At 40.1% G+C, this 26,508-nt stretch carries 17 protein-coding genes; 9 read left to right on the top strand and 8 right to left on the bottom strand.

What is annotated here, in order from left to right; translation table 11 throughout:
• Positions 1-13: 13 nt before the first annotated feature.
• The 6 genes from uxuA to BBI00_RS09060 form a co-directional block, all read right to left on the bottom strand.
• Entirely contained in the window at positions 14-1,189 is a 1,176-nt protein-coding gene (gene uxuA / locus BBI00_RS09035; protein WP_065398447.1) for a mannonate dehydratase, read from the bottom strand.
• Between the two features lie 78 nt (positions 1,190-1,267).
• Positions 1,268-3,232, bottom strand: a complete 1,965-nt coding sequence (locus BBI00_RS09040; protein ID WP_065398448.1) for a RagB/SusD family nutrient uptake outer membrane protein — start codon at positions 3,230-3,232, stop codon at positions 1,268-1,270.
• Positions 3,233-3,244: 12 nt separating this feature from the next.
• A complete protein-coding gene (locus BBI00_RS09045; protein WP_065398449.1) occupies positions 3,245-6,112 on the bottom strand; it encodes a SusC/RagA family TonB-linked outer membrane protein in 2,868 nt (955 codons plus the stop codon).
• Positions 6,113-6,205: 93 nt separating this feature from the next.
• Positions 6,206-7,534 carry a xylose isomerase gene (xylA, locus tag BBI00_RS09050; RefSeq protein ID WP_065398450.1) on the bottom strand — a complete coding sequence of 443 codons (1,329 nt, stop codon included), beginning with the start codon at positions 7,532-7,534 and terminating at the stop codon, positions 6,206-6,208.
• Positions 7,535-7,640: 106 nt separating this feature from the next.
• The gene (locus BBI00_RS09055) at positions 7,641-9,125 is read right to left on the bottom strand and encodes a xylulokinase (protein ID WP_065398451.1); all 1,485 of its coding nucleotides are present in this window, start codon (positions 9,123-9,125) and stop codon (positions 7,641-7,643) included.
• 15 nt (positions 9,126-9,140) lie between these two features.
• Positions 9,141-9,866 (bottom strand): NUDIX hydrolase, encoded by a 726-nt coding sequence (locus tag BBI00_RS09060; protein ID WP_065398452.1) that lies wholly within the window; start codon positions 9,864-9,866, stop codon positions 9,141-9,143.
• A 703-nt stretch (positions 9,867-10,569) separates the two neighbouring features.
• On the opposite strand from BBI00_RS09060, the gene BBI00_RS09065 reads away from it, so the two are divergent.
• The 5 genes from BBI00_RS09065 to BBI00_RS09085 all read left to right on the top strand — a co-directional run bounded on the left by BBI00_RS09065 (position 10,570) and on the right by BBI00_RS09085 (position 16,847).
• Entirely contained in the window at positions 10,570-10,923 is a 354-nt protein-coding gene (locus tag BBI00_RS09065) for a hypothetical protein (protein ID WP_065398453.1), read from the top strand.
• A 129-nt stretch (positions 10,924-11,052) separates the two neighbouring features.
• On the top strand, positions 11,053-13,362 hold the full coding sequence (locus tag BBI00_RS09070) for a TonB-dependent siderophore receptor (RefSeq protein WP_065398454.1): 2,310 nt from the start codon (positions 11,053-11,055) through the stop codon (positions 13,360-13,362).
• A gap of 3 nt (positions 13,363-13,365) precedes the next feature.
• On the top strand, positions 13,366-14,811 hold the full coding sequence (locus tag BBI00_RS09075; protein WP_065398455.1) for an ABC transporter permease: 1,446 nt from the start codon (positions 13,366-13,368) through the stop codon (positions 14,809-14,811).
• Positions 14,812-16,158 (top strand): DUF3526 domain-containing protein, encoded by a 1,347-nt coding sequence (locus tag BBI00_RS09080; RefSeq protein WP_065398456.1) that lies wholly within the window; start codon positions 14,812-14,814, stop codon positions 16,156-16,158. It begins immediately after the preceding gene.
• Positions 16,152-16,847 (top strand): ABC transporter ATP-binding protein, encoded by a 696-nt coding sequence (locus BBI00_RS09085; RefSeq protein ID WP_065398457.1) that lies wholly within the window; start codon positions 16,152-16,154, stop codon positions 16,845-16,847. The genes BBI00_RS09080 and BBI00_RS09085 overlap by 7 nt, the downstream gene beginning before the upstream one ends.
• Positions 16,848-17,110: 263 nt before the next feature.
• On the opposite strand, the gene BBI00_RS09090 is transcribed toward BBI00_RS09085, so the two are convergent.
• Complete coding sequence (locus BBI00_RS09090; protein WP_165602506.1) at positions 17,111-18,145, bottom strand: serine hydrolase domain-containing protein; 1,035 nt, start codon at positions 18,143-18,145, stop codon at positions 17,111-17,113.
• A gap of 320 nt (positions 18,146-18,465) precedes the next feature.
• On the opposite strand from BBI00_RS09090, the gene BBI00_RS23665 reads away from it, so the two are divergent.
• The gene (locus tag BBI00_RS23665) at positions 18,466-20,796 is read left to right on the top strand and encodes a TonB-dependent receptor (RefSeq protein WP_165602507.1); all 2,331 of its coding nucleotides are present in this window, start codon (positions 18,466-18,468) and stop codon (positions 20,794-20,796) included.
• Between the two features lie 161 nt (positions 20,797-20,957).
• Here BBI00_RS23665 and BBI00_RS09100 read toward each other — a convergent pair whose 3' ends face one another.
• Positions 20,958-22,412, bottom strand: a complete 1,455-nt coding sequence (locus BBI00_RS09100) for a helix-turn-helix domain-containing protein (protein WP_165602508.1) — start codon at positions 22,410-22,412, stop codon at positions 20,958-20,960.
• Positions 22,413-23,022: 610 nt separating this feature from the next.
• Between BBI00_RS09100 and BBI00_RS09105 the strand changes: the two genes are divergently transcribed.
• The 3 genes from BBI00_RS09105 to BBI00_RS09115 all read left to right on the top strand — a co-directional run bounded on the left by BBI00_RS09105 (position 23,023) and on the right by BBI00_RS09115 (position 26,417).
• Positions 23,023-23,628 (top strand): hypothetical protein, encoded by a 606-nt coding sequence (locus BBI00_RS09105; protein ID WP_065398461.1) that lies wholly within the window; start codon positions 23,023-23,025, stop codon positions 23,626-23,628.
• A gap of 316 nt (positions 23,629-23,944) precedes the next feature.
• Positions 23,945-25,774 (top strand): fibrobacter succinogenes major paralogous domain-containing protein, encoded by a 1,830-nt coding sequence (locus BBI00_RS09110; protein WP_123902248.1) that lies wholly within the window; start codon positions 23,945-23,947, stop codon positions 25,772-25,774.
• A gap of 76 nt (positions 25,775-25,850) precedes the next feature.
• Entirely contained in the window at positions 25,851-26,417 is a 567-nt protein-coding gene (locus tag BBI00_RS09115; RefSeq protein ID WP_123902249.1) for a hypothetical protein, read from the top strand.
• Positions 26,418-26,508 lie beyond the last annotated feature (91 nt).

Raw genomic sequence — 26,508 nt, forward strand, 5'->3', positions numbered from 1 at the left:
TTACAAACGCAGTTTAATTTTTCTGTACTTCTGACTGAACGGCAGCCATTACTCCTCCGATCTGACCCAATGCCAGCATTCTTCCTAAAAATGAATAGCCGGGATTATAGCCTTTGTCAATATCTTCCGTTAAAAGTCTTCCGTGGTCTATTCTCATCGGCAGGTCAGGGTTTTCTTTTTCGAATACACGGATCACTTCAATAAGCTTTCCTCTTCCTCCCAAGTGATGAGCCTCGATAAAATCACCGTTTTCAAAAACATTTGTACTTCTCAGGTGAACGAATTTGGTTCTGTGGGCAAATTTCTCCGCCAGTTTTGGAACATCATTCTGAAGGTTGGCACTTAGAGATCCTGCACAGAATGTTAATCCGTTGTGAGGGTTATCAACAGCTTTCAGAAGCCAGTCAATATCCTCTTCATTGGTTACTATTCTTGGCAAGCCCAATAGTGAAAACGGCGGATCATCAGGGTGTACACACATCTGGATATTCCATTTTTCACAGACAGGCATTATTTTTTCAAGGAAATATTTCATATTTTGGCGAAGCTGGTGTTTATCTATACCATCATACAATGCCAGTAAACTTTTGAACTTTTCTACAGGATTCAATTCGCCTTCTTTGATATTTCCGTTCACGAATCCCTGTGTTTTTACAATAACTGAGTCTATCAGATCATGATTATCTTTTTCCGTTAAGGTATTTTTTAATTCTTCTACTTTTTGAAGGATTTCCGAACTATACTCATTTTCTGCTCCTTTTCTTTGAAGGATATGAATTTCGAAGTACGCAAACTTGGTTTTGTCAAAATAAAGGGATGACGAACCGTCTTTCCATTTGTAAAAAAGATCGGTGCGTGCCCAGTCAAGAACAGGCATAAAGTTGTAGCAGACAGTTGTAACTCCTGCTTTACCCAGATTTTCAAGGCTTGTGATATAATTTTCTATTAAAAAGTCACGGTCTTCACCGCCGTATTTGATGGCTTCACTCACGGGAAGACTTTCCACAACAGACCAGCAAAGTCCGTGGCTTTCTATATAGTTTTTATAATCATCAATTTCCTCTGAATTCCAGATTTCTCCGTTTGGAATATCATGCAGGGCAGAAACAATTCCTTCTACTCCTATTTGACGAAGTGTGCTGAGTGCTATTTTGTCTTTTTTGCCAAACCAGCGCCAGGTTTTTTCCATAGTTTTAAATTTTAATTCAGATAAACAAAGCAGGTGCTTGCACACCTACTCTGTTGCTGATATGAATGTAGAATGAAATTAATTGTATCCGGGATTCTGGTATTTCGCCTTAATATCTGCTGAAACTTCCATTGCATCCAGCTGTCCCTGAGGGATAGGTCTCAAATAATGGAAAGGTTGTATGGTCCTGGTAACTGTCTGTGGCGTATGATTTCCATAATTCGCTCCACCAATGGAGTATGAGGCAGCCTTATCCGCCCAGGTTTGGGTTCTTACCAAATCATACCATCTGTAGCCTTCACCAAAATATTCTCTGGATCTTTCTTCTAAGATGTAATCGATTGTTATAGTTGATGGTGTTGCTGCGATCATAGCAGCACTGTTATCCTGTATTTTTGTTACATTTCCGTTATTATCCCAGCGCCATTTTCCTGCTCTTGCACGGATCACATTAATTAAATCTCTGGCAGATACTGCGCCGGATGCTCCTTTTACAGCCGCTTCTGCTGCAATAAAATACAACTCGGAGAATTTTGCTGCATAGAAAGGGCGTGTATGACTCGGGTTCGGATACCCTAATCCATTTCCGTTGTCTGTTCTGTAAGGACCAATTTTCCAGATCCCCGGATACACAATTCTGCTGATTCCGCTAGGGGCAACCACCCAATCAGCTCTTCCCGGCAGTGTACCGGCTCCTATCCCGCTTTGGCCTGCATTGGTAGGATATGAAGGGGTCTGGGAATCATCATTTAAAAAGCTCAGAACCGGAGCATTAGGCTGTATAGGAAGGTTATTGGCATTATAAAGTGTTCCTACATTGGTAAGCCCTGTTCCTTCCTTGTCCCAGTTACCACGGTATACGGTTGTAAATGTTCCGTCATATCTTGAATCATTGGTTTTATCTGCAAATGTATTTTTAATGACTTCAATGGTAGGAGCCATTCTCACCCAAGGTCTTCCCAACGGCTGGAAAGCTGCACGCTGTACAGAACTTGCCGGAGTCCATGTTGTTGGAGAGGTACTGCTTTTAAGATTGGTATAGTTCCACGTCAGCATCCAGGATGCGAAATTATTCGGTGACCATCCATCCCCATAGCTTGCCTGAATTACGCCTTCGTTGAAATAGGCACTGGTTTCCGTATGGTCTGCATACAGCATACATTCGCTATTGCGATCATTTGATCCTAAATTAACGTCATAGTAAGTGGGCTGCAACGCATAAGGTCCGGGGCTATTAATAGCGGCTAAAGCAACATCATAGGCCTGCTGAAAATACCATTGTGCGTTGTGGCCATCAGGATCTGTACGAGGAGTGTCAGGATATGTCGGGATGCTTTTAGGATTTTGCAGCCACCATCCATACGTCAAATAAGCCTTTGCCAAATATAAACGGGCTACATTTTTGGTCACTCCGCCTTTCACCCGCGGGTTAGCAGGAAGATTTTCGACCGCTTTAACTAAATCCGGGAAGATTGCCTTAGTGTATACTTCCGTTACGGTATTTCTAACTGAAGTTGTTTTCGGATTGATATTAAAAGCCAGTTCGCCAGACCCAAGATCAAGAGGTACCCCTCCATAGGTCTGCACTAACAGAAAATAATAGAAAGAACGGAAAAATCTTGCTTCCGAAATCAGCGATTCTGCTATACCGGCCCCGGATCCGTTCTGAATAATTCCATTTGCAGTATTAATCGACGGAAATACGGATCCCCATACCATACTTGTAGGAAAGGTATTGGAATTGATACTTCCTGCACCCCCTGTCATATCAAGATCTTTAAAATTACCATCTGCGCTCTGCCCCCAGGTGGCTTCATCTGTACCGGTCATATTGGCATTTAGCCAGTAACCGTTTCCGTAAAGCAATCTCAACTGTCTGTATAAAGACGTAACACCTTGTGATATCCCTCTTTCCGTTGTAAAGTCTTCCGGGGTATAAATCCCTCTTGGTTGTTCATCCAATATCTCATTACAACCTGTAGTTGTAAATGCTACTGAAGCCAGGAATAAAGCAGCAATGAATTTTTTATTTAGATTGATCATGATTTCTGATTTTTAAAAGGTTAGATTTAGCCCCATCATATAATTTCTCGTAGACGGGTTGTTTGTACCTATAATAAGCTGATTGGCCTTATATGAGTTTACAGCCTGATTTTCATTACCTCTTGAGTTCGGTTCCGGATCCATACCGGAATGTCTGTAATAAGGGGAACCAAATACAAATGGATTCTGTACGGTAACATACAGGCGAAGATTACTAACGCCTAAGCTGCTCAGAGCGTTTTTGTTAAAATTATATCCTAAGGTAATGGTTCTGATCTTCACAAAAGATGCATCAAACAGAGCGAGTGTTGAAGCATACTTAGGGTTATCACCACTTAACAATCCACCTGGTTTCGGGTATCTTACATCAGGATTTTCTTCGGTCCAGTAATCTACATCAACGTTGTTTCCTCTACCTGTAAGTCTGTTAAGGTAACCGGCGGAACCATAAATAGAACTGATCAGCACACCTCCTTTCTGGAAAGCTCCTACAATGCTTAAATCTATATTTTTATAAGCGAGTCTTGTATTAAAACCACCGATGAAATCCGGATTGGTGTTGATGATCTGTCTATCTGCTTCATTGATTGCTCTCTTTGGTGTACCATCAGCATTGTATTCTCCGGTGTATAATACTTTGATCATTCCCGGTGCTGCACCAACCTGTGGCTCAAGTATATTCAAATAGGGATCTCCTTTCTGCCAAAGGCCAATATATTGATAATCGTACAGGGCATTAATGTTGTAACCTACAAACCATAAATTGTTTACATTCCTATCCATCCCGGAAGCAAGCGCTGTAATTTTATTTCTGTTCGCAGATAAGTTACCTCCTACTTCCCAGCTGAAACCATCAGGATTATCAATCACCACTGCATTAAGCGATATTTCCAAACCTTTATTCTGGGATGCCCCAACATTCTCGGTAACGGAACCTAATCCACTGGATGGAGGTAAACCTTTGCTCAGCAATAATTTTTCAGTATTGGTAACATAATATTCTACAGTTCCTGTTATTCTTTTGTTCAAGATTGAAAAATCTACCCCAAAGTTCCAGGTTTTCGAAAATTCCCATCCTAAAGATGCATTAGGAGCTGAACTTACATAATTACCTATCACATTGGTCCCTCCAAAATTGTAAGGTGTAGTACTTAAGCTACCAAAGGTTGTGTATGGAGCAACAGCCTGGTTGGATGTTTGACCAAAACCAGCCCTCAGCTTCAGCATATTGATGTATTTCGAATTCCGGAGGAAACTTTCATTGGCTACATTCCAACCAACAGAAATTGCAGGATAAGTATGCCACTGGTGCCCTTTAGCCAATACAGAAGCTCCGTCTGATCTTACTGTTGCCGTCAACATATAACGGTTATCATATTGGTACATTGCTCTTCCCATGAAAGACATCAGCCCTCTTCTCCAATATCCCTGGTTGTTAGGGTCTATGGTTATTTCACCTTGTGCATGACCCAAATTGAAATACTGAAAAGCATCAATAGGCACATCACGGGCAGCAATCAATGAGCTGTTAAATCTTGTCTGCTCAGCTGAATACAAAGCTGTCGCATTGATTTTATGCTTGCCAAAGGTTCTGTCGTAGGTTACCATGTTTTCCAAAACCCATTGTGTAGTCAGGGAATTGCCTATGCTTGCCGAGGATAAGGTAGCCGGCTGATAATTCAGTGCACCTGTTCCCAGATAATAGCCGCTGTTTGAGTTTCTGTAGGTTAAGCCTACGTTTAATCTGTATTTAAGCCCTTCAACCCCTGGAATTTTAATTTCCCCATATAAATTATTATAAGAACTGAAAGCATTGGTACGGTCTGCATAAGCATCACCCAGCCCTTCCAGAATTGATCTCGTCTGTAAAGCGGTCTGGTCAACATTGGCAAATGTCGTTCTTAATCTTGGCGATCCGTCTGCAAGATAAGGACTTACCAATGGTGAATACCCTAAAACAGGTGCTCCGCTTACTCCATTGAAATCATTCACCGAGAAATTAGAATTCGTTGAAAACCCAACCTTCAACCAGGAATTAATTTCCTGATCCAAAGCTCCTCTAATGGAAAGCCTTTTATATTTCTGCAATGGTACTACTCCGTCCTGCTGAAAATAAGCAACTCCGAAATTATATCCTCCTTTTTCCGTTCCGCCTGTGACTGCAACATCATGATTCATCATCAATCCCACCCCATAATATTGATCCTGCCAATCCGTATTGGTCCCGTTTACCTCATCCGGACCGTTTGTAAAGAGGTTGGCGTCAGCTCTCAGTTTTGAGAGTTTAGGACCATCCATTATCGGGTATTTAGAAAACAAAGTCTGAAATCCGGTATAGGCATTGTATGAAAACCTCGCTCTTTGTCCTTTCCCTCCTCTGTTGGTGGTTATGATGATCACTCCGTTGGCCCCACGGGAACCATAAATAGCCGTAGCGGAAGCATCTTTAAGAACATCCAGAGTTTTAATGTCTGACGGACTTATATCTCCCAAAGATCCCACGAACGGAATGCCGTCTAATACGATCAAAGGATCATTGGATCCCGTTAAAGAACGTTCACCCCTGATACGGATCTGCTGTACAGCACCCGGTTTTGTTGAAGTCCTTCCAATATCAACGCCGGGAAGACGTCCCTGAATGGCTTCTGTAATGTTTGCAGAAGGCACTTCTTTTATGGCGTTACCACTTAAAGAAGCAACAGATCCGGTGACAGCTTCTTTTTTCTGCGTACCATATCCGATCACAACAACTTCATCTATTTTATTTTCTTTAGCTACTGTATCTTTCTTAACCTGTGAATATGCTATGCCGGAAGGCAATAAAGTCATTGCAAAGAATAATGCGGCTCTATTGCTTTTATTGAAATAAAATCGGTTCATAATTATTATTTTAGTATTAGTTGTTGAATAAAAGGCTGTTTAATAATTATTGTGTATAAAAATCCTCAGTGTTGATAAGCCTTTTATTTTTTATTATAGATACATATTCACAATGGCTTCAAACAGCTCCTGCTTTCCGCTTTTGGGCTGTGGTTCACCGATTTCGTGAGCGATTCTCTGCAGATCTTCCAGGGTAAGTGAGCCTTCTTCGAATGCTTTTCCGTTTCCGTTATCAAAAGAAGCGTAGCGGTCTGTTCTCAGTTTTTTGTAATCTGAATTTTCAAGGATATCCGCTGCGGCAAGAAGACCTTTTGCGAATACATCCATTCCTGAAATGTGGGAAATGAATAAATCTTCAGCATCAATGGAATTTCTTCTGATTTTGGCATCAAAATTCACTCCTCCGGTTCCCAGACCTCCAGCCGGAAGCAGTACAAGCCATGCCTGAACCATATCGTAATAATCGATCGGAAACTGATCCGTATCCCATCCGTTCTGATAATCTCCCCTGTTGGCATCAATACTTCCCAAAAGTCCTGCATCAACAGCGGCCTGAAGCTCATGTTCGAACGTGTGACCTGCCAATGTAGCGTGGTTTACTTCGATATTCAGTTTAAAGTCTTTATCTAATCCGTAATGTCTCAGGAATCCGATTACGGTTTCAGAATCATAATCATATTGATGTTTGGTAGGCTCCATTGGTTTTGGCTCAATCAGGAAAGTTCCTTTAAAGCCCTGCTGGCGTGCATAGTCTCTCGACATGGAAAGGAAGCGGGCCAGATGGTCTTTTTCACGCTTCATGTCAGTGTTCAAAAGGCTCATATATCCTTCTCTGCCCCCCCAGAAAACATAATTTTCACCGCCAAGCGCTATCGTAGCATCTATTGAATTTTTCACCTGAGTTCCTGCGCAGGCTACCACATCAAAATTCGGGTTGGTAGAAGCGCCGTTCATGTATCTTTCATGGGTGAAAACATTGGCTGTTCCCCATAAAAGTTTAATTCCGGTTTCCTGCTGCTTCTGTTTGGCATATTCCACGATAGTCTGCATATTTTTCTCGTAGTCTTTCCAGTTGTTGGCAGGGTCTACCAGATCGATATCATGGAAGCAGTAATATTGGAAGCCCATTTTAGACATGAATTCAAAACCGGCGTCCATTTTGTGCATTGCTCTTGTTACCGGATCATTGCCGATATCCCAAGGATGGTGAATGGTAGGTCCTCCGAACGGATCACTTCCGTTGGCACACAGGGTATGCCACCATGCCATCGCAAATCTTGTCCAGTCTTTCATGGGTTTTCCCATCACGATCTTTTCCGCATCATAATAGCGGAATGCCAACGGGTTCCTGCTCTCCTTCCCTTCAAACTTAATTTTTTCAATACCCGTAAAAAACTCTTTTGTACCTGTTAAAGTGTTCATATTTATTTGATTATTTTTTAATTTATTTTAATTTTTTGCGTAGCGATCCCCTTCTCACTGGTTCTTAAGAGTCAGTAAGAGGATGAAAACTGCTGTTGTAGTGGTCCTAGATTATTTCGTTAAGATGATGTTTCCATCTGCCATAGGCTTCTAAATATTGTTCCCGTTTTTCGTGTTCAGGCTCTATCACCGCTATCTGTTCAAGTGAAGAAAATGCTTCTCTGGAATCTGAATAAAATCCTATTCCCATTCCGGCAGCTCTTGCCGCTCCTACCGCTCCATCGGTATCATAAAGTTCAATAACAGCATTGCTGACACTGGATAGCGACTGGCGAAAAATTGAACTTAAAAACATATTGGCATTTCCTGCACGGATGACCTGGATATCCATTCCGATGTTTCTCATGATATCCATTCCGTATTCGTAAGAGAATACAATACCTTCCTGCGCCGCACGCAGGATATCTCCTTTCGTATGTATATTGAAATTGATTCCGTGAATAGAACAGCTTGTATCTTTATTTTCCAGCACTCTTTCTGCTCCGTTTCCAAAAGGAATGATGCTTAACCCTTTTGAACCGATCGGTGAAAGTGAAGCCATATCATTCATATCCCCGTAAGAGGAAAGTGAGGTGGCGAAATTGTGCTTTAACCAGGAGTTTAAAATTCCGGTTCCGTTGATACACAGCAAAACTCCCAGCCTGATCTGTTCCGGTGTATAATTGACATGGGCAAAAGTATTCACCCTTGATAATTTATCATATTCCAGCTGGTCAAGAACTCCATAGACAACTCCCGAAGTTCCTGCTGTAGAGGCAATCTCGCCCGGATTAAAGACATTCAGGGAAAGCGCATTGTTGGGCTGGTCTCCCGCTCTGTAAGAGATAGGCGTACCTTCCTTTAAACCTAATTCTTCCGCTGCAATGCTTGAAACTGTTGCCTGAATACCAAATGTAGGGACAATTTCCGGAAAAAAACTTTTAGGAATTCCATAATGGTTAATGATATCTTCCGAGATGCAGTTGTTCTTAAAATCCCAGAAAATCCCTTCCGATAATCCTTCAATGGTCATTCCTATCTGCCCGGAAAGTCTCATGGCAATGTAATCTCCCGGAAGCATTATTTTGTCTATCTTTTCAAAGATCTCAGGTTCATTTTCTTTTACCCACGCAAGTTTTGATGCGGTAAAATTTCCCGGTGAGTTCAATAGATGGGAAAGACATTTTTCTTCGCCTATGGTTTTGAAAGCTTTTTCACCATAAGGCACAGCACGGCTGTCACACCAGATAATGGAAGGCCTTAAAAGCTTCTGGTCTTTGTCTACAAGGATCAGCCCATGCATCTGCCATGTGATTCCGATTCCTTTGATATCTTCAGCATGTACCCCAGATTCGTGCATGACAGCTTCGTGTGCCAATTTCAGATTGGTCCACCAGTCAACCGGGTTTTGCTCTGCCCATCCTGGATTTATAGCAGTGATTTTCATTTCTTTTTTGGGAGAAAATTCAGAAGCAATCACTTTTCCACTGGATGCCTCGATGAGACAAACTTTCACAGAAGAACTGCCAATGTCATAGCCTAGTAAGTACATAATTTTTAAAAAAGGTTATTTGATAAGTTTTGTATTGTTTTTCCTGTAAATTTTAGCATCAAACCTGTAATATCTTGCGGCACGGTGTGATACGTCTTTCTGAATTTCATCCAAAGGAACGATATAGGGAAATGAAGATATTTTTTTATGGAAATTCTTAATATCAATATTTTTTTCGCTTAAAGCGCTGTAGAGCTGGTAAAGCTGTCTAATCGTAAATCTTTTCGGCAGCAGCTCGAAGATAATGGAGAAATCAGATTCGATCCATTTTCTGATCTCCATGAAAGATTCACTGATAATTTGGTTATGGTCAAAAGGCAATGCCGGAACCTCATCAATAGGATACCAGTCTACCGTATCATATTTGGTACTGTTGATCTTATGATCTATTTTGCAGAGGGAAAGATAGGCCACGGTAATGATCCTGTCTATATGATGCTTGTATTCCTGATCCATCCATTTGATATCATGTACATTGCTTGCTCTCATGGGATCTGCAAAACATTTGAACTGTTTGAGAACCATTTTTTTAATTCCCGTAAGTTCGTGAAGTACTCTCTGTGCCGCATCATCTACATCCTCGTCGCTGAAAATCAGACTTCCCGGAAGTTTGATCTGCTTTTCCAGCGGAACATCATCAACGTGGCGTTGTACTAATAATATATTCAACCGGTTTTCATGGTCAAATCCAAAGACAACACAATCTACAGAGACATAGGTATGGATAAAGTTCTGATTCATTAGTTCGTTAACATTTTGGTAACATTACAAATATAAAAATTCATCTGAATAAAAAAAATAAATCTACCATTATCTACTGCTTATCAACACCTTACATATCGAATTTTTATGATATGAATTGTATAAAAAATATGATAAGGTTATCATTGTTTTTACACTTACTGTTTTCATAAAACATATATTCACAATTAATTGCAATGTCCCAATATTGAAAAATTGAGCAATTTTTTTTGAATAATTTTTATGATAAGAAGAATCGTAATTTTTTTGTTTTATCTGCATAAAAAAATGTAAAAAACACACTTTTCATTATTAAAAAAGAAGCAAATCGTCATTTTTAATTACCATTTTTCATACTCTAACTACAATAATTACGAAACAACCAACCTAAATGGCAATATGATATCATAATGTAAACATGAAAAATTTAGAATACAGAGGATAGGCTCATTCGCAATTATTGTAAGATTGCTTACTGCAAATATTTTGGAAAAATATCCGGTAAAAAATAAGTATTATTCAATCTGGCTAAGACCAAACCCAATCATCTGCAAAAGTGTTTGAAGATACGTTCGGCGAGATCACAGGACCATCTATCAGAAATTTCTGTTAATATTTCTTTAGCAGGAATATAAAAATTTCTGTTACTTTTTATCCGTGATTCAGTTTTTATCAAATTAAATTGTACTTTTGTCATTCTATTATGCAAAAATTTCTCAGGATCTTTTTTGTTTTTTCTTTACTTCTGATATTTGTCTCAAACGTCAGTGGTGTAAGCATGTGTCTTGATCATGCTAAACATGCGAAAAGTAAAGTGATCTATAAAAAAGGCTCCAAAGAAGAGAAAATCCCTACCTATTCCCAGGACGACGAATGTCAGTGTGCCCTTCATATGGACATGAACAATATTCTTCTTCCCGAACCTTTGAATATGGATTTTGCCATTGATACTACATATGATAATGAAATGCCACAGCCAAAAGCCATTTCGTATCGCTGTCTTCTTGACTTTTTCAGCTCCAGAGCTCCCCCGGCAACATTTTTCGCAGCAGCTTAATCTATACTGCCCTATTTTCTCTATACAGATTCTGTAGTCTGTACTGTTATTCCGTGGATACCTGTGTCTTCACGTAATTAAAAAATTCTTTTATTAATGGGTATTTTCTTGCCCGAACATCCTTGTTTCATGATTACCAGTAAATTTTATTACCCGGGAACAATTCACTGTATTCCCTGCAAGCCGGTGAAGCTTTTAAGTGTAAGCTTTATTACCGCTTCTTCACTTTTTTATGCACAATCACATCCTGAAGATTCTTTGTCCACAGTAGTACAAACGGTTGAGATCATCGGAAGAAAGTCTAAAGATTATACTTCCGATTACTCTTTTGCCGCCACTAAGATTGCGATGAAAAACAAAGACCTTCCTTTAACCCTTAATACCATTACCAAAGAACTGATCACTGACCGTCAGGCCTTTCAGCTTGGTGATGTTATGAAAAACGTGAACGGGGTCTCTCCTTCCAGCTATTATAATCAGTATAACATCCGGGGAATCAGCCAGAATGAAGAAGGCCAGATTATCAACGGAATGCGGACAAGGCAATATTATTTTTTACAGCCCATGACTTCCAACATAGAACGTGTTGAGATTTTCAAAGGTCCGGCAAGCATTACAATGTCCAGTGTGGATCCCGGAGGTACAATTAATATGGTGACTAAAAAACCGTTGCCCTTTTCCCGGCATGAAATCAGTTCATCAGGAGGCAGCTTTGATACTTACCGTGTCACAACAGATCTTACAGGTCCGCTGAATAAAAGCAAAACCTTACTCTACCGCTTTAACGGAGCTTATCAGAATGCCCAATCGTTCAGGGATCACGTCAAAAACAGCGGTATTCTGATCTCTCCGTCCCTGACATTTATTCCCAATGAAAAAACGTCCGTGAATGTAGAAATGATTTTCAATGATCTTTACGGAAACCTGGACCGGGGGCAGCCTATTTTCGGAGCAGTTGCCGGAAAAACAGATTTATACAGCACCCCAAGAACATTGAACCTGGGAGCTCCTGATGATTTTTTTAAAACCAGGGAACTTATCCTGATGGGAAGTGTTGCCCATCATTTTAACCGCTCGATTAGCTTTAATGCTTCTTATATGAAACAATACTGGAGAGAAAATCTTCAGGAGCACAGAACAACGAATTCTTTTGTTCCTGATATGGATAACAAACCTGTTTCCAGACTTGCAATGATGCAGTTTATCCAGAGAAGACAAAACTGGGCAACGGATAATGTAAATGCTTATTTCAATTTTAAATTTAAAACCGGAACTGTTGAGCATCAGGTTTTGACAGGCTATGACGGGCAGATCTGGGAAAAACGTAAAGGTGGACAACAAAATGCAGCAAGAGGTTTTCTTTTAAAGAACGGAACTGTAGTTGCCTCCTACAATCCTGCAAAAGCATCTGATTATCAAACAGCCAGTTATAACGGAATCACGATTCCTAAACCTAATGTCACTCCTTTTGACCTGAATCCGGGAGCAGAAAATTATCAGGGCCCTGATTTTAATACCCTTAATGTGATCTCTCCTCTTCCTTCTGCTCTTACCACAACACACGCAGCTTACGTTCAGCATCTTTTTACCTGGAAAAAGTTTAAGATATTATCGGGAATCCGCCAGGAATGGTTTCAGGATACCACGAATTTTAAAGAAGCCAATGAAACGTCTTTTAAAAACAACAGACTCCTGTACAGATTCGGGATTACCTACAGCATAACTGATAATATCAATTTCTATGGAACTTACCTTACGGGGTATCAGCCTCAATCCAATACGGTCACTCTGATGCCCAATACCTCTGCCCTAACCGGTTCTGCGGCAAGATTCAAACCTCTGACTTCAGATCTCAAAGAACTGGGAATCAAGGCACAGCTTTTCAGCAGAATTTCACTGAATCTGGCAGTATATGAGGTTAACCAGAGAAATATCATCATCAATGCCAATAACCTGTCAGAACCTGATGAACTTATACAGCGCGGTGCGGACAGAAGCCGTGGATTTGAAGCTGAGTTTTCGGGACACATCTTTCCTCAATGGCATATTTACGGAGGCTACAGTTATATTGATGCTAAAATACTGGATGATACCAACCTTGATCTTGTAGGAAAAAGGAAAGAGAATACTTCTAAAAATTCTGTCAGCATCTGGACCCGCTACAATTTCTCAAATATAGAACTGATCAAAGACTTTGGAATTGGTGCAGGAATGCTTTACCAGAGTTCAAAAGTTCCATGGTTTACAAGAAGTTTTGAGCTTCCCGCCTATACTACCATAGATGCGGCTTTATACTACAGTCCTGCAAAAACGGTTCAACTCTCTTTTAACCTTAATAATATTACCAATAAGGTCTATTGGATCGGAGCTCAGAATTACCTCAGGCTCTTTCCCGGAGCTCCACGAAATTATTTATTAACTGCTACTTATAAATTTTAAATTATGGCTATTTCAAACTTACGGCTGATCGTGGGAAAGACCTGGCGGGATCTGTTTAAAGGAAAACAGAACCTCATCATCACGATCATTGTACTTCTCTTCTGTATGCTGAGCATCGGCATAGGGTTTACAAAATACACCGGTTCTTTTTCAAAAATAAAGGAATACCGGGAAGAGGTCCGGGAACACTGGGAACACAGGCCGGACAAGCATCCGCACCGTATGGCCCATTACGGCTTTCTGGTTTTCAGGATCGGCCATCCGTTGAATGTTTTTGACAGCGGATTGGATGATTATCTTGGAAATGTAATATTCCTGGAAGCCCACAAACAGAATACCGCTAATCTTTCAGAAGCGGGAAGTTCAGGGACATTAATCAGATTCGGAGCTTTCAGCAGTGCTTTTATTCTGCAGAGCATCGTGCCGCTTATCATTATTTTTCTGGGGTTCGGATTAATTGTACAGGAACGGGAAAGTGCTACATTAAAAATCATCAGTGTACAGGGGGCTTCGGGAAGGGATATTATCTGGGGGAAAATTCTGGGGCTCTGGCTGTTTTCCTTATGCTTTCTGGTTCCGGTAATTCCTGTTGTTTCTGTAGCTGCATTGATGTCAGAAACTACAGGTCCGGGTGATATTTTAATAAGACTGTCATTCATTATGCCGGCTTACATGATCTATTACTTTTTCATCAGCACATTAATCATTATAGTTTCTGCCAACAGTAAAAGTACTTCTTCAGCATTGATCTGTCTTATCGGTTTCTGGCTTCTTTTCATTATTGTTCTGCCTAAGGGAGTTCAGTTTGCGGCTCAGAATTTATTTCCGGCTCCTTCCCGGATTGCTTTTGAAACCAATCTGGAAAAAGATATTCTGAAGTCAGGAGACAGCCACAATCCTGATGATCCGTATTTCAGGAAAATCAAAGATTCTTTACTGGCCCATTATAAAGTGAAAACAACGGATGAGCTGCCGTTCAACTATGGCGGATTTGTCATGAAAGAAGGTGAAAAAATAAGTTCACAGATTTATATCAGCCACCAAAAGGAATTGCAGAGCATTTACAACAGGCAGCAAACCCTGACTGATATTTCCGGGCTGATCAATCCTGCCATTGCCGTCAAAAACTTTTCCATGATTGCAACGGGTACTGATTTTTTCTCCTACACTCAGTTTCAAAAGCAGGCTGAAAAGTATCGTTACGAGATGGCTCAGCATTTAAATGATCTTCAGATAAAACATATCAGCAATATTAAACCTGAAAAAGGCGGTCCCCCGGCTATTATTGGTAAAGATAACTGGAAGAAGTTTCCCGATTTTAATTACCAATATACTTCTGTCACTGACAGTCTGAAAGCACAGCCAATACCTGCGGCAGCATTAGTATTATGGCTGATTATCTGCGTTGCTGCCATCGAAATAAGTGGAAGAAAATTAAAATTAATCTAAATGAACCGTTATTTATATATTCAATTTTACCGTAACAAGGCATACATCACTGCATTGCTGTTTTTATTCATAGCTGGATTGACGGCTATTTATACGGGGAAAAAATTTCTGGACAGGAATGAAGATATTATCTCCAAAAGCGGAGCATTTCAGAAAGAAAGCATTGCAAGAAATACAAAATTTCATAAGGACGATCTGGGACTGACTCTTTATTATATTAAGTTTAATCTGGTGAATGAAACGCCCAAACTGGCTGCTCTCAATATCGGAATGCGTGATTTGAATCCTTCGATCCAGGGAGTAACCATCCGAAATCTGGAAGAACAGCGCTACAATGCTGATTTTTATAATCCGGCCAATGCAGCAGCTGGAAATTTTGATTTCAGTTTCGTTATTGTTTTTCTTTTTCCTCTGGTGATTGTGGCCTTTTGCTATAATCTCATCTCTGAGGAAGAAGAAAAAGGCACCTGGAAACTTTTATCGGTGCAAAGTTCTCATTTGCAGAAGCTTTTAGACCAGAAGATGTTCATCCGGTTCCTGGCCATAACTGCTGTATATCTTGCTTTAATAATGATAGCATCTGTCTGGATAAAAATACCTTTAGACTCTTATTACATTGCTTTTGCTGGCTGCGGATGGCTTTATATCCTGTTTTGGTTTGCATTATGCAGATGGATTGTTTCTTTCCGTAAACTGTCGGCCCAGAATGCATTAATTCTTCTTATCATATGGGTGGGTATTAATTTTATTATTCCGATGAGCAGCAATATCCTGATTCAGAAGATCTACCCGGTTCATGAGTCTCTAAAAGCTGTGATGGAACAGAGAGAAGGCTATCACAACAAATGGGACGAGGCTAAAATACCGACTATGGAAAAATTTTATAGGGCATATCCCCAGTACAGAAACTTTACTGTAGAGGAAAATGATACTTTTACCTGGACCTGGTACTATGCCATGCAGCATATGGGTGATCTGGAATCTGCAGAGTCTTCAGAAAAGTATACCGAAAAAATGCAGAAAAGAAATCAGGCCGCAATTTATCTGGGGTATCTCCTGCCCAATCTTCACACCCAGCTTACAACAAGCCATCTGGCCAAAACGGATATGAGCAATCATTTGCAATATGCTTCCTCGCTCAGGAAATTCCATGAAAAAAAACGTCTGTTCTTCTACCCTCTTATTTTCTCAGGAAAAAATGCAGAGTCTGTCAACTGGGCACAGGAAACTATAGAAGTATACAGCTTTGCTGCCTCCATCGGGATTATCCGGATATTTCTGCCTTACCTCATTTTCATCGCTTTATTCATCATTCTTTCACAAAATAAATACAGGAAACTATGTTAAAAATAATCAACCTACATAAAAAATATAACGATTTCACAGCTCTTCACTCCCTTAATCTTGAAGTTAAAAAAGGAGAAATCTTTGCCCTTCTCGGACAGAACGGAGCGGGTAAAAGTACAACGATCAATATTCTCCTGGGACTTATTAAAGCGACGTCCGGGGATGCTTTCATCAATGACATTTCTGTAAAAAATGAGCCTCAGAAAATAAAAAGACATCTGGCTTACATCCCCGAAACTGTTCTTTTATATCCATATCTTACAGGGATTGAAAACCTTGATTTTTTCTCCAAAATCGCTGGCTTTGATTATCAGAAAGATGAACTGTCTGCATTACTGAAACGTACCGGTTTGCAGGAAACAGCTCACCATAAACCATTGGGAGGATACTCTAAAGGGATGCGGCAAAAAGTAGGAATTGCCATTGCCCTGGCCAAAGATGCAAAGGTACTTCTTTTGGATGAGCCCACGAGCGGACTGGATCCGATAGCTACTGCGGAATTTACAGAAATTGTACGTCAGCTGGGCCAAGAAGGAAGAACTGTTCTGATGGCAACCCATGATATTTTCAATGCAGTAAGTGTTGCTACAGACATCGGGATTATGAAGCAGGGAGAACTTGTACAGAATTTGCCTTCCAAAGAATTTACCGCCCAGGAATTACAGGAGCTGTATATGAAAACAATCTGATCCTGTTTTATCACTTTCAATGACAGAAAAGCCAGATGATCATATCATCTGGCTTTCATAATTATATTGCAAACTTTATGGAGACAGAGAAGGCAGGTATTATTTATTACAACCAGTCATTTAATCTTTTGCCTGTGAAACCCTGAGGACATTTTGGCTATCACAAATGCAATAAAAATACACTAAGCAGTGATATATTATAACCCAATCCGCTATATATAAATAAAAACAAAATCACAAAACTGATATTTTGTAATCTTTGATTACTTCCACAGGATATTTTCCACGACTTTTTTCATACCATTGCATTGATCTTCATTGGTAAAATACACATATCCAAATTTCTTATCAGGGTCAATCATAAATGAAGAAGTATATCCCAGATTATTTCCTCCGTGCCAATAATTGAGTTTACCGTTTAACTTTATGACAGCCATACCCAAAGTCCATGAATCAACACCAAAATATTCCCTTATCGGACTGTCTTGATCCAAGGTAACAACAGGTTCAAACATTTCACTGAAATTCAGTTTCTTGTTCATTAAATGAATCAGGAATTCTGAATAATTACGGGTATTTGCCAATAAACCTCCAGCAGGGTCAAAAGAGCTTCTGTCTCTTTCGTCTTTTACAAAATGTTTTTTTTGATAGCCGTCTGCAAGGTTTTTCTCCACCTCCGGAGTGATTACAAAATGGAAATCATTCAGCTTTAATTCTTTTGCAACTTTATTCTGAAAAACAGCATCCAGATTTTTAAATGAAGTATTGCTGAGTTTCGCAATCACTCTGCCAAGATAGACATAAGCTTCACCTGAATAGGAGAACTGCTTTCCCGGTTCAGATTGCAATTGCATTTTTCCGGTTTCGCTCCAGTTGGGTAACCCGGTTGTATGGCTTAAAACCATTTTGGCTGTGATTTTTTTATACCTTTCATCTTCGATATTATCTGCCGGTAAATACTCAAACAAAGGCCTGTTTAGATCTAATCGTCCCTCTTTAGCTAATTGAAGGACGAATAAAGCAAAGACAGGCTTTGATAAAGATGCTGCTTCAAAAAAGGTTGATGGGGTTACCTTTTTCTTCGAAAGGGTATTGGCTACACCCAATCCTTTATTAAAAACAATTTTTCCATTATTGATAATGGCAATAGACATTCCCTGAACTTGTAATGAATCCATTGCTTTTTTTATTTTTCCCTGAAATTCAGCATCACTTAATTGCTTTCCATTAAAGGTTTTAATCTGACCAAAACTGATCCGGCTTATTAAAATAAGTACTAATAATACATATTTTGTCATGTTTTTTCTCTCTTTTATGGAGTTTTGTACAATGTTTTGCAGCTTGTGAAGGAACTGAAAAGCAAACACGAAATTTTTCATGGTAATTCTGGTTAAATTATCAGCTTTATTCAAGAAACTGACGAAAGTTACGATTTAAAACATAAATCCTGTTTCATTTTCCTGACAAAATCCATTTTAATAAAACTAATAATTCCAAATAATATATTATTTAGAATAAGTAAAAATAACATATCTTTGCACCCGTCATATTCTAAGTAATATGTAATTAAAAACCTTGTACCGTAGCATTCACAGCAATGAAAATGAACCCATCCAATATGGCTAAGATTACAGCCGCTTTTTTATATTTTTCTTATTCGTTATCCTCAAAAGTTTCTGCAGAGGTTCCCTTTATTTCGGAAAATTCCTTCAATAAATATTCGTTTCAGGTACAGCAAAAAGGAAATGTAAGCGGTCGTATCGTCAATGCACAGGGGAAACCTTTGGCCAACGTACAGCTTCAGTTAACCGGGATAGGAAATACCCGGTCTGATAAAGAAGGTTATTTTAAATTTGAAGGGGTAATGTATGGAAAATATGAGCTGGTAATCAGCTTAGAGGGTTTTGAAAGCACAACCCGATCTGTTGAAGTGTATGAAGAGCATTACCAATTGACTGAACCGCTTGTCATGCAAATACAAACTGAAAGTCATAATCTGGATGAAGTGGTGGTTACGGCGAGCAGGTTGGCAGAACACATTGATGAAGTTCCGTCATCAATAACCTATATTGGTGGTAAGACGCTTGACCAGCAGAGACAGATCAATGATAACCTGCCTTCTATCCTGATGCAGAAGGTACCCAGCATATCCCCCAGCGAAGAGAGCCAGAATAACTTCATTGCCAAAATCCGTGGACGTAACTTTTTGGTACTGATTGACGGTATCCCGCAGTCTACCCCTTTGCGTAACGGCGGACGTGACCTGCGTACTATTGATGCCAGTGCTATAGATCACATTGAAGTCATCAATGGTGCCACGGCAATGTATGGAAACGGAGCTGCAGGAGGCGTGATCAACTATATTACCAAAAAACCGAAAAAAGGTAAAAAGCTGAGTTCATCCACTTATCTCAATAATTCAATGAGCCTTGTAAGACCTTCCAAAACCTATGGCTACAATATCGCACAGGTTTTTTCCGGACAGGTGGGAAAATGGGATTACGTAGTACAGGGTAAAATGGGCCGTACCGGTGTCATCCGGAGTTCAGATGCGACAATTATAAGCCCTTTTTACGGACTGGGTGAAACTATGTCTTATAATACACTGGCTAAAATCGGTTACCAGATTGCCCCTGACCATCATATAGAACTGATGGGGAACTATTACCGCAGCTTACAGGACAGCAAATATGCAGGCACTACTGGTAAGTTCGGACAGTCACCGGCAGTTGCCATTCCTTCCGATGTGGTGGCTAATGGCGGTACCCCTTATAACAAAGCATTACATCTGAAGTATGACGGTCAATACGGAAAAACAGCTGCCAATCTGAGCTTATATTACGAAGATATGAATACGGTTTTTGAAACGTATAATCAAAACTATTCAGACCACACGGGAGCCAGGCTGAATTTCAATACTCCTTTCCAGCTTGGTGCAACTTCCAATATCTCCCTTATTTATGGTATAGACCTGCTGAAAGACCATACGGTGCAGAAAACGCTGAAAGACGAGCTGGTAACTCCGGATATGAATATGAATAATCTCGCCCTATACGTTCAGAGTAAGGTAAACTTAGGCCCTGACTGGATTTTAAAAGGAGGAATTCGTTATGAAAACATCCGGTTTAACGTCGGGGACCTGACCAAAAACGGGAAGCTGACCACCGGTGAAAATAACCGTTCGGATGCTTTTGTATTTAACCTGGCAACACGATATAACAAATACAGCTATTTACAGCCTTTCGCTTCCTTTTCACAAGGATACTCAATTGGTGATGTCGGGCTTATTCTACGGAATGGCGTACCTTTGAGCCAGATTGATCCTAAGCCTGTTGTCGTCAATAATTTCGAATTCGGGATCAATGGTAAGATGAATGTATGGGACTATCAGCTGACAGGCTATTACAGTACTTCCAAAAAAGGAACTACATTCGCTGAAACTTCCGTCCCGGGTAATTACGAGCTGAGCCAGGTACCCCAGCGTATTTACGGAGTAGAATTTGTTGCCAACGTTAAACCTGTCCGGTGGCTGACAGCGGGTACCGTGCTTGGTTATATGGATGGCCGTCAGGATTTGAAAAATGAAGGACATTTCAAGGACAAGCTGGACAATTCCATTATTTCACCTTTCAAAATCAATCTGAATGTTGATTTTAAGTTAACCGAACAGTGGAATGTCTATCTGCAATACCTGCATTTAGGCGGAAGGGATGTGTTTCCCGCTGAAGCCTATAACTATGGAAAATACCCTATTTCAGGATATAATCTTGTAGATCTGCAGACAAAATATAAGTATCAGAACTTCACGTTCATGTTTTCTGTCAATAATCTGCTCAATGCCGATTATTATCCCGTACATGCAGAAGTAAGAGGAGCCACCAATGAAGGCCGCTACTATATCAAAGGCTCAGGAACCGTAGCCAGCCTGGGAATACAATTCGATCTTTAAGCTTATTAAAAAACGAACCAACTGATCATCAGTACTGAATTCTTTGGCAAAACAGACAAAAGTATTTGTAGTCCGGGAATTATCATTTTGGTACTCAACTTCTATAAAACAATAGGCACCCATTTCTCAGCGGGTGCCTATTGTTTATGCGGACAGAATCTTTATTGTGCTTCTTCTTTTAACTGATTGATAAAATAAGAAGGCGTAAAACCCGTCTGCTGTTTAAAAGCATTCACAAAAACCCTTGGTGTGGCATATCCGCACTCTTCGGCGAGGGATGCAATTTTATACTCCCTGTACACCGGGTTTTCATAAAGCATCCTGATGATATAATTGATGCGAAGCTCGTTGATATAACTTGTGAAATTATGGTTCTTGTAGTTTTTTATAACTTCTGAAAGGTATTTTGTGTTGGTTGAAAGGCTGTTAGCCATCCAGGTAAGGTTTAAATCTGTTCTCAGATATTTCTTTGAAGTTTCAAATTTTTCAAGCTTAAGAAGCAGAACTTTTGCGGTCTCATCAGTAATTGTAATAGACGGCCTGGTCTTATCATGTGCACTGTCCACTTTCGGTGGTAACTCGTGTTTATCTGACTGCTTTTCACTATTTAATTTAGCAATTAATTCTTCGTAATTCCTGTGAAGATTTATATTTTTTCTTCTCCAGAGCAGACTTGTAACGATTGCAGCAAGAAGAAACAGGACTATAATAGTAGTCAGTTGTTTTTTTGAAATTGCCTTATGTTCATTGACCTCATCCGTAACCATCTTTTTCATGGTCAAATTAGCAGTCTTTTTCTCTTCGTAATTTAGACTGTCACTGAGAGCCGTAAATTTTTCTCTGTAGAATTCTGCCTTTTCATTATCACCTATCTTCAGATATGCCTGAAGAAGATGTTCATAGGTTTGTTTTCTTTCATGAGGAAAAGAATGTTGCTTCTCAAATTTTAATGCATTTGTGGCATACTCAATTGCTTTTTGATACAATTTTTTCTTAATATATAATTTACTTAGCTCATTGAAAGTTTCAGCTTTTTGTACAGGATCTGTTTTGTATTTCTTGTTTTCATAAATATTTTTTGCATTTAAAAGGTACTTCTCTGCCGTTTCAAGATCATTGCGTTTTATATAAGAATAACCTACAGACATCGATAAGTACGCAATCAATCCATACTTATCATCAATAGATACTTCCGTATTTTTATCACTTATCGTTTTAGCTACTTCAAAGCCTTTAAGATAATTAGATAAAATCGTATCGCTTATCCCCGGCTCTTTTTCTTTATTTTCGTAGTATATATTAATATTCTCATAACTAAAAGCTAATTGATGCTTTCTTCGATCTTCATTTTCAATTTGCTTTGCGTATCTGATTGCTTCCTCGAAATCTTTTAAACTGGCATCATTTAAGCCTACATATCCTAAGGCTAAAGCACTTCTACGGTAAATACTGGAAATGTATCCATAAAGATCTCTTTTGGTTTTGGCTGCTATTTTTAATTCGTTTGCCAGGTCTATTGTCTTTTTATATTCACCTTGTCCAAGATAAACAGATGTAAGAGCATACCCACTTCGGAGTACCCCCCATTCATATCCTACCTTTTTTGACTCTGACATTAGTTTGAGTAATAACTTTTCCTGTTTAGGAGAAGTATAAGTTTTACTTTCTTTACTATTCTCATCCAGTTGTCTGTCAATAGATTTTTCCTTCGGCGTAGTACCAGATGGTCTATTCTGAGCAAGGGTAATATTAAAAGAGTAAAGTAGAATAAAAAGATAAAATGATTTTCTCACACAATGAATGAAACAGAGGAAAAAAAATAAAAAAAATTTTTTCATCATAAATTAGTTTTTATAGTATTAATTCAATATAAAAAAAAACAATCATTCGTAAAAATATTCATATAAAGCTAGTCAACTATTCTCTATAAGTATATTGATATTAAACATTACTTTCTTTAGTTCAATGCTTCATGAGCTCTTAGCTGATTGATTTTTCGCTGTTAAATATTTATCATTTGAGCAAATTTAATGAAATATATTTCCCAAAAACACGAATGCCTATTTGGGATTTTTCTGTTTTAAAACAAAAACCGCAATAATTTTCAAACCATTGATTTTCAGTATAGAATATTTGTAAAACCGCTCAAACAGTACGTGAAACTTTCCGAATTGTTCCTGTATCGGGCTTGTGTAGATGTTGTGGTAGCTATAATATTGCATCAAAATGAAAACCGATTCTGAAAATAACATGATGAACCAACTCTTCTCTCTGCATTTCATTGGAGGGGGAAGATTTTTCTTATTGCTCCTGCTGTTCATCAACTTTCAGATCACTCAGGCCGTTTCCAGGCATGATGATACCACCTCATCAGACAGTTCTACTCCTTCAGCCACCCTATTCATATCAGAAGGTACCGTGGTTTCAGGAATGGAAAAAGTATATATTCCTCAGCCCAAAAAAGAGAAAACAAGAAAAAAGGCTAAAAGAAAAGAGTCTTCCATATCCGTCAAAGGAAAACAAAAGAAGAATGAAAACCTTTCTCAGCCTGTCAGAAACAGCAATAGGAATGTATTGATTTTCAGCAGCAATAATCAGTCAGATACCTCCCTGCTGTCTGTTTCTGACAGTGACAAGCAGATTGTCATGCCCAATCAGCATACAATGAAATTTCTTCTGCCGGATACTGAAAACAAAATACCGGCTTTCATTCATCTATTGGATATTTTTCTGAAAAAAGCACATCATGATCAGTCGTTTTCCAATCTGAGCTTGTTCCGAAATTTCAACCGCCCGCCACCATTCATCCCAAAGGCTCCCTTCAGTTCTTAGGATAGCTTCCATTCTTTATTTCAACGAAAAATTCAACAGGGTTCATACTCATTCGCCGGTTTCATCCGATGCGAACAGGAATCATCATTTCCTCACTTGAGCGAAACGCCGGTAATATCCATCTGTATGTTTCACAGAATACCCTGGATTGAAATTCAGAAAAACAAGACCAGCTACAATAGAATATTCATTGGTAAAACTTCGGTGAAAATAACGGAGCAATAAAAATCCCCATGAATCTAAGCCTCATAGAAAATATTTGAATTAAAAAAACACATCAGGTATCGTCCTGTCATATAATTTAAACCCTTTTAAAATGAAAAAAAACACAATTTTATTATCGATGTTCCTTATTGGCGTGAATGCCTTTGGACAGGTGGGCATTAATACTGCCAACCCGCATCCCAGCGCCTCATTGGAGCTGGCCTCTACCAATAAGGCTCTCTATCTGAACAGGGTCGCCAGTACAACGGTGATCAACAATCCACAATCCGGAATGATCATCTATGACCTCACGGATAAGTGCATAAAAGCATACCAGGGAAGTCCCGCAGGATGGTCAGGCTGTATTGCAGGAAGCAGCGGACTTACAGGCTCGGTTATGAACCTTAATTGTGCCGGTGCTTATTTTACACCAAGCTTTGCAACCGTGGGCCAGGCTTATACCGGAAACTTAACCGTACCCTACAGCGGTGGTAACGGCGGGATATATCCTTCACAAACCTTTACGGTGAACGGCCTTACCTTCAACCTTCCCATGGGAGTTTTTGCCACAGGAGATGGCAATGTAGTCTATACTGTCACCGGAACTCCGGCCACTGCCGGAACGACTTCAGTAAATATTACCATTGGCGGACAGAGCTGTTCCGGAGCCAATGCGATCTCCCTTACGGTGAATCCGGCAACAGGCAATCCCGGCGGCGTATTGCCCGGAACCGTTACACTGGCACAGAACAGCCGCTATTGGGTAGCTTCGGCATATGACAACGACTATATGCCTTATACCCAACCCACAACCCCAGCCACCACTGCCGTCATCAATGCAGATGGCACCCCGGATACCTTGGTGGATGTACAGGGAACCGTTCCTACTACAGGCATCACGGTGTATATCCCGGCTACTGTTACAGGAAGCGGAGGTACCGTGGCAGCATGGAGCAGCACCGCTACCATTCCGGCAAACCTTACACAGAATGGTGTAGCCACACAGGTAACATTATCCTGGGCAACACAAAACCTCACAGCCAGCAATACCTCTCTGGTTGCTACCATAAAAGCGGTTGGAAATGATCTGCTTGCCAAGAAACTGGACCTCAATGCAGGGATAGGAAATAATTATCTGGGATTATTGTTGGGAACTTTCCAATACCCTTACAACACATCAGGAGCGCTCACCACTTACCAGTTACGGGATATCCCAGGTATACCGGACCGAATGTTCGGGCAGGTGGACAACGCCGGCAAATATGAACATAATTTCCTTTACCTTCCTGTGCAGGCAGAAGACGGCAAAATATGGCTGAACAACAACTTAGGGGCTAATTATGCCGATATAGACAATCCTTTATTTAACCTTACCCAACAGGCAACTAACCAGAACGATATCAATGCAATGGGATCCCTCTTTCAATGGGGTAGAAAAGCTGATGGACATGAGCTTATAACAAGAAATCTTAGTATCTCAAGCCAGCCGACTTATAAATATGGAGTGATAACAGGACAGGCACCAACATGGTCTCCCAATCAACCTAACAGGATAAATTATGCAAGCAGCTTTGAATGGACATCACTTACGACACCCCCACCAGGAAACCGATGGCTGGCATCATCTCCAAATAATCCATGCCCCCAAGGCTTCAAGGTACCTATACGAACAGAATGGCAGGCAGTGATCACTGCTTCCGGCAGTGGAGGTATCTATGCAACCAACAAAAAACTGAAATTAACCAATGGTGGAGAAGGTAGCGCTCACAGTATTAATACGGGTGTATTCAATACAACAACTGACCACTATATGGTAGCAGATGGTTATTCCACTGCTGGTGGCGGTGGTACTTCTCATGTGGACGGAGGCATCGTTTACACCAGCAGCACAGGTAATAATAGTCCTGGTATTGGTGGTTCTGTACGCTGCATCCAGGAATAATAATTTCCAAAAGCCACCTGTCTCAGAGGCAGATGGTTTTATTTCAACGTATTCAAACCTAAATAATTTTAATCCTATGAATAAATATATAACGCTCATGCTCGTCATCATGGGAAATGTTGTTTTCTCTCAGGTTGGCATAGGCACTTCTACACCCCATACAAGCTCCGACCTTGACCTGGGTGACACCAATAAAGCCCTTTATCTGAACAGGGTATCTGATACATCCGTCATCAACGATCCACAACCAGGTATGATGGTCTTTGATGTATCCGAACAATGTGTAAAGGCTTACCAGGATTCCCCGGCAAAATGGTCCGGCTGCATGGGTTCAGTATCCGGGACTGTTTCCGGACTTACCTGCTCCTCTGCATCCTTCAGCCCTGCGACGGCTACCCAGGGAGCGGTCTATACAGGTACACTCACCATCCCTTACACGGGGGGTAACGGAGGAACGTACCCTTCACAAAGTTTTACACAGAATGGACTTACCTTCACGCTTACGGCCGGAAACTTCAGTATGGGAAACGGAAATGTGGTTTATAATATCAATGGCACTCCCCTCACTTCCGGAACTACTTCTGTGAACATCACGGCAGGAGGACAGAGCTGCAATGGACTGTCATTACCCGTAAATCCATAGAAATAATAAAGGTCACAACTCCCATCAAAAAAAGGAACCTGAGTTTGTGGCCTTTAGTTCTTCAGGAATACAGTAAAGCTTTTTGAAAAGA

Source organism: Chryseobacterium arthrosphaerae (assembly GCF_001684965.1).
Taxonomy (GTDB): Bacteria; Bacteroidota; Bacteroidia; order Flavobacteriales; family Weeksellaceae; genus Chryseobacterium; species Chryseobacterium arthrosphaerae.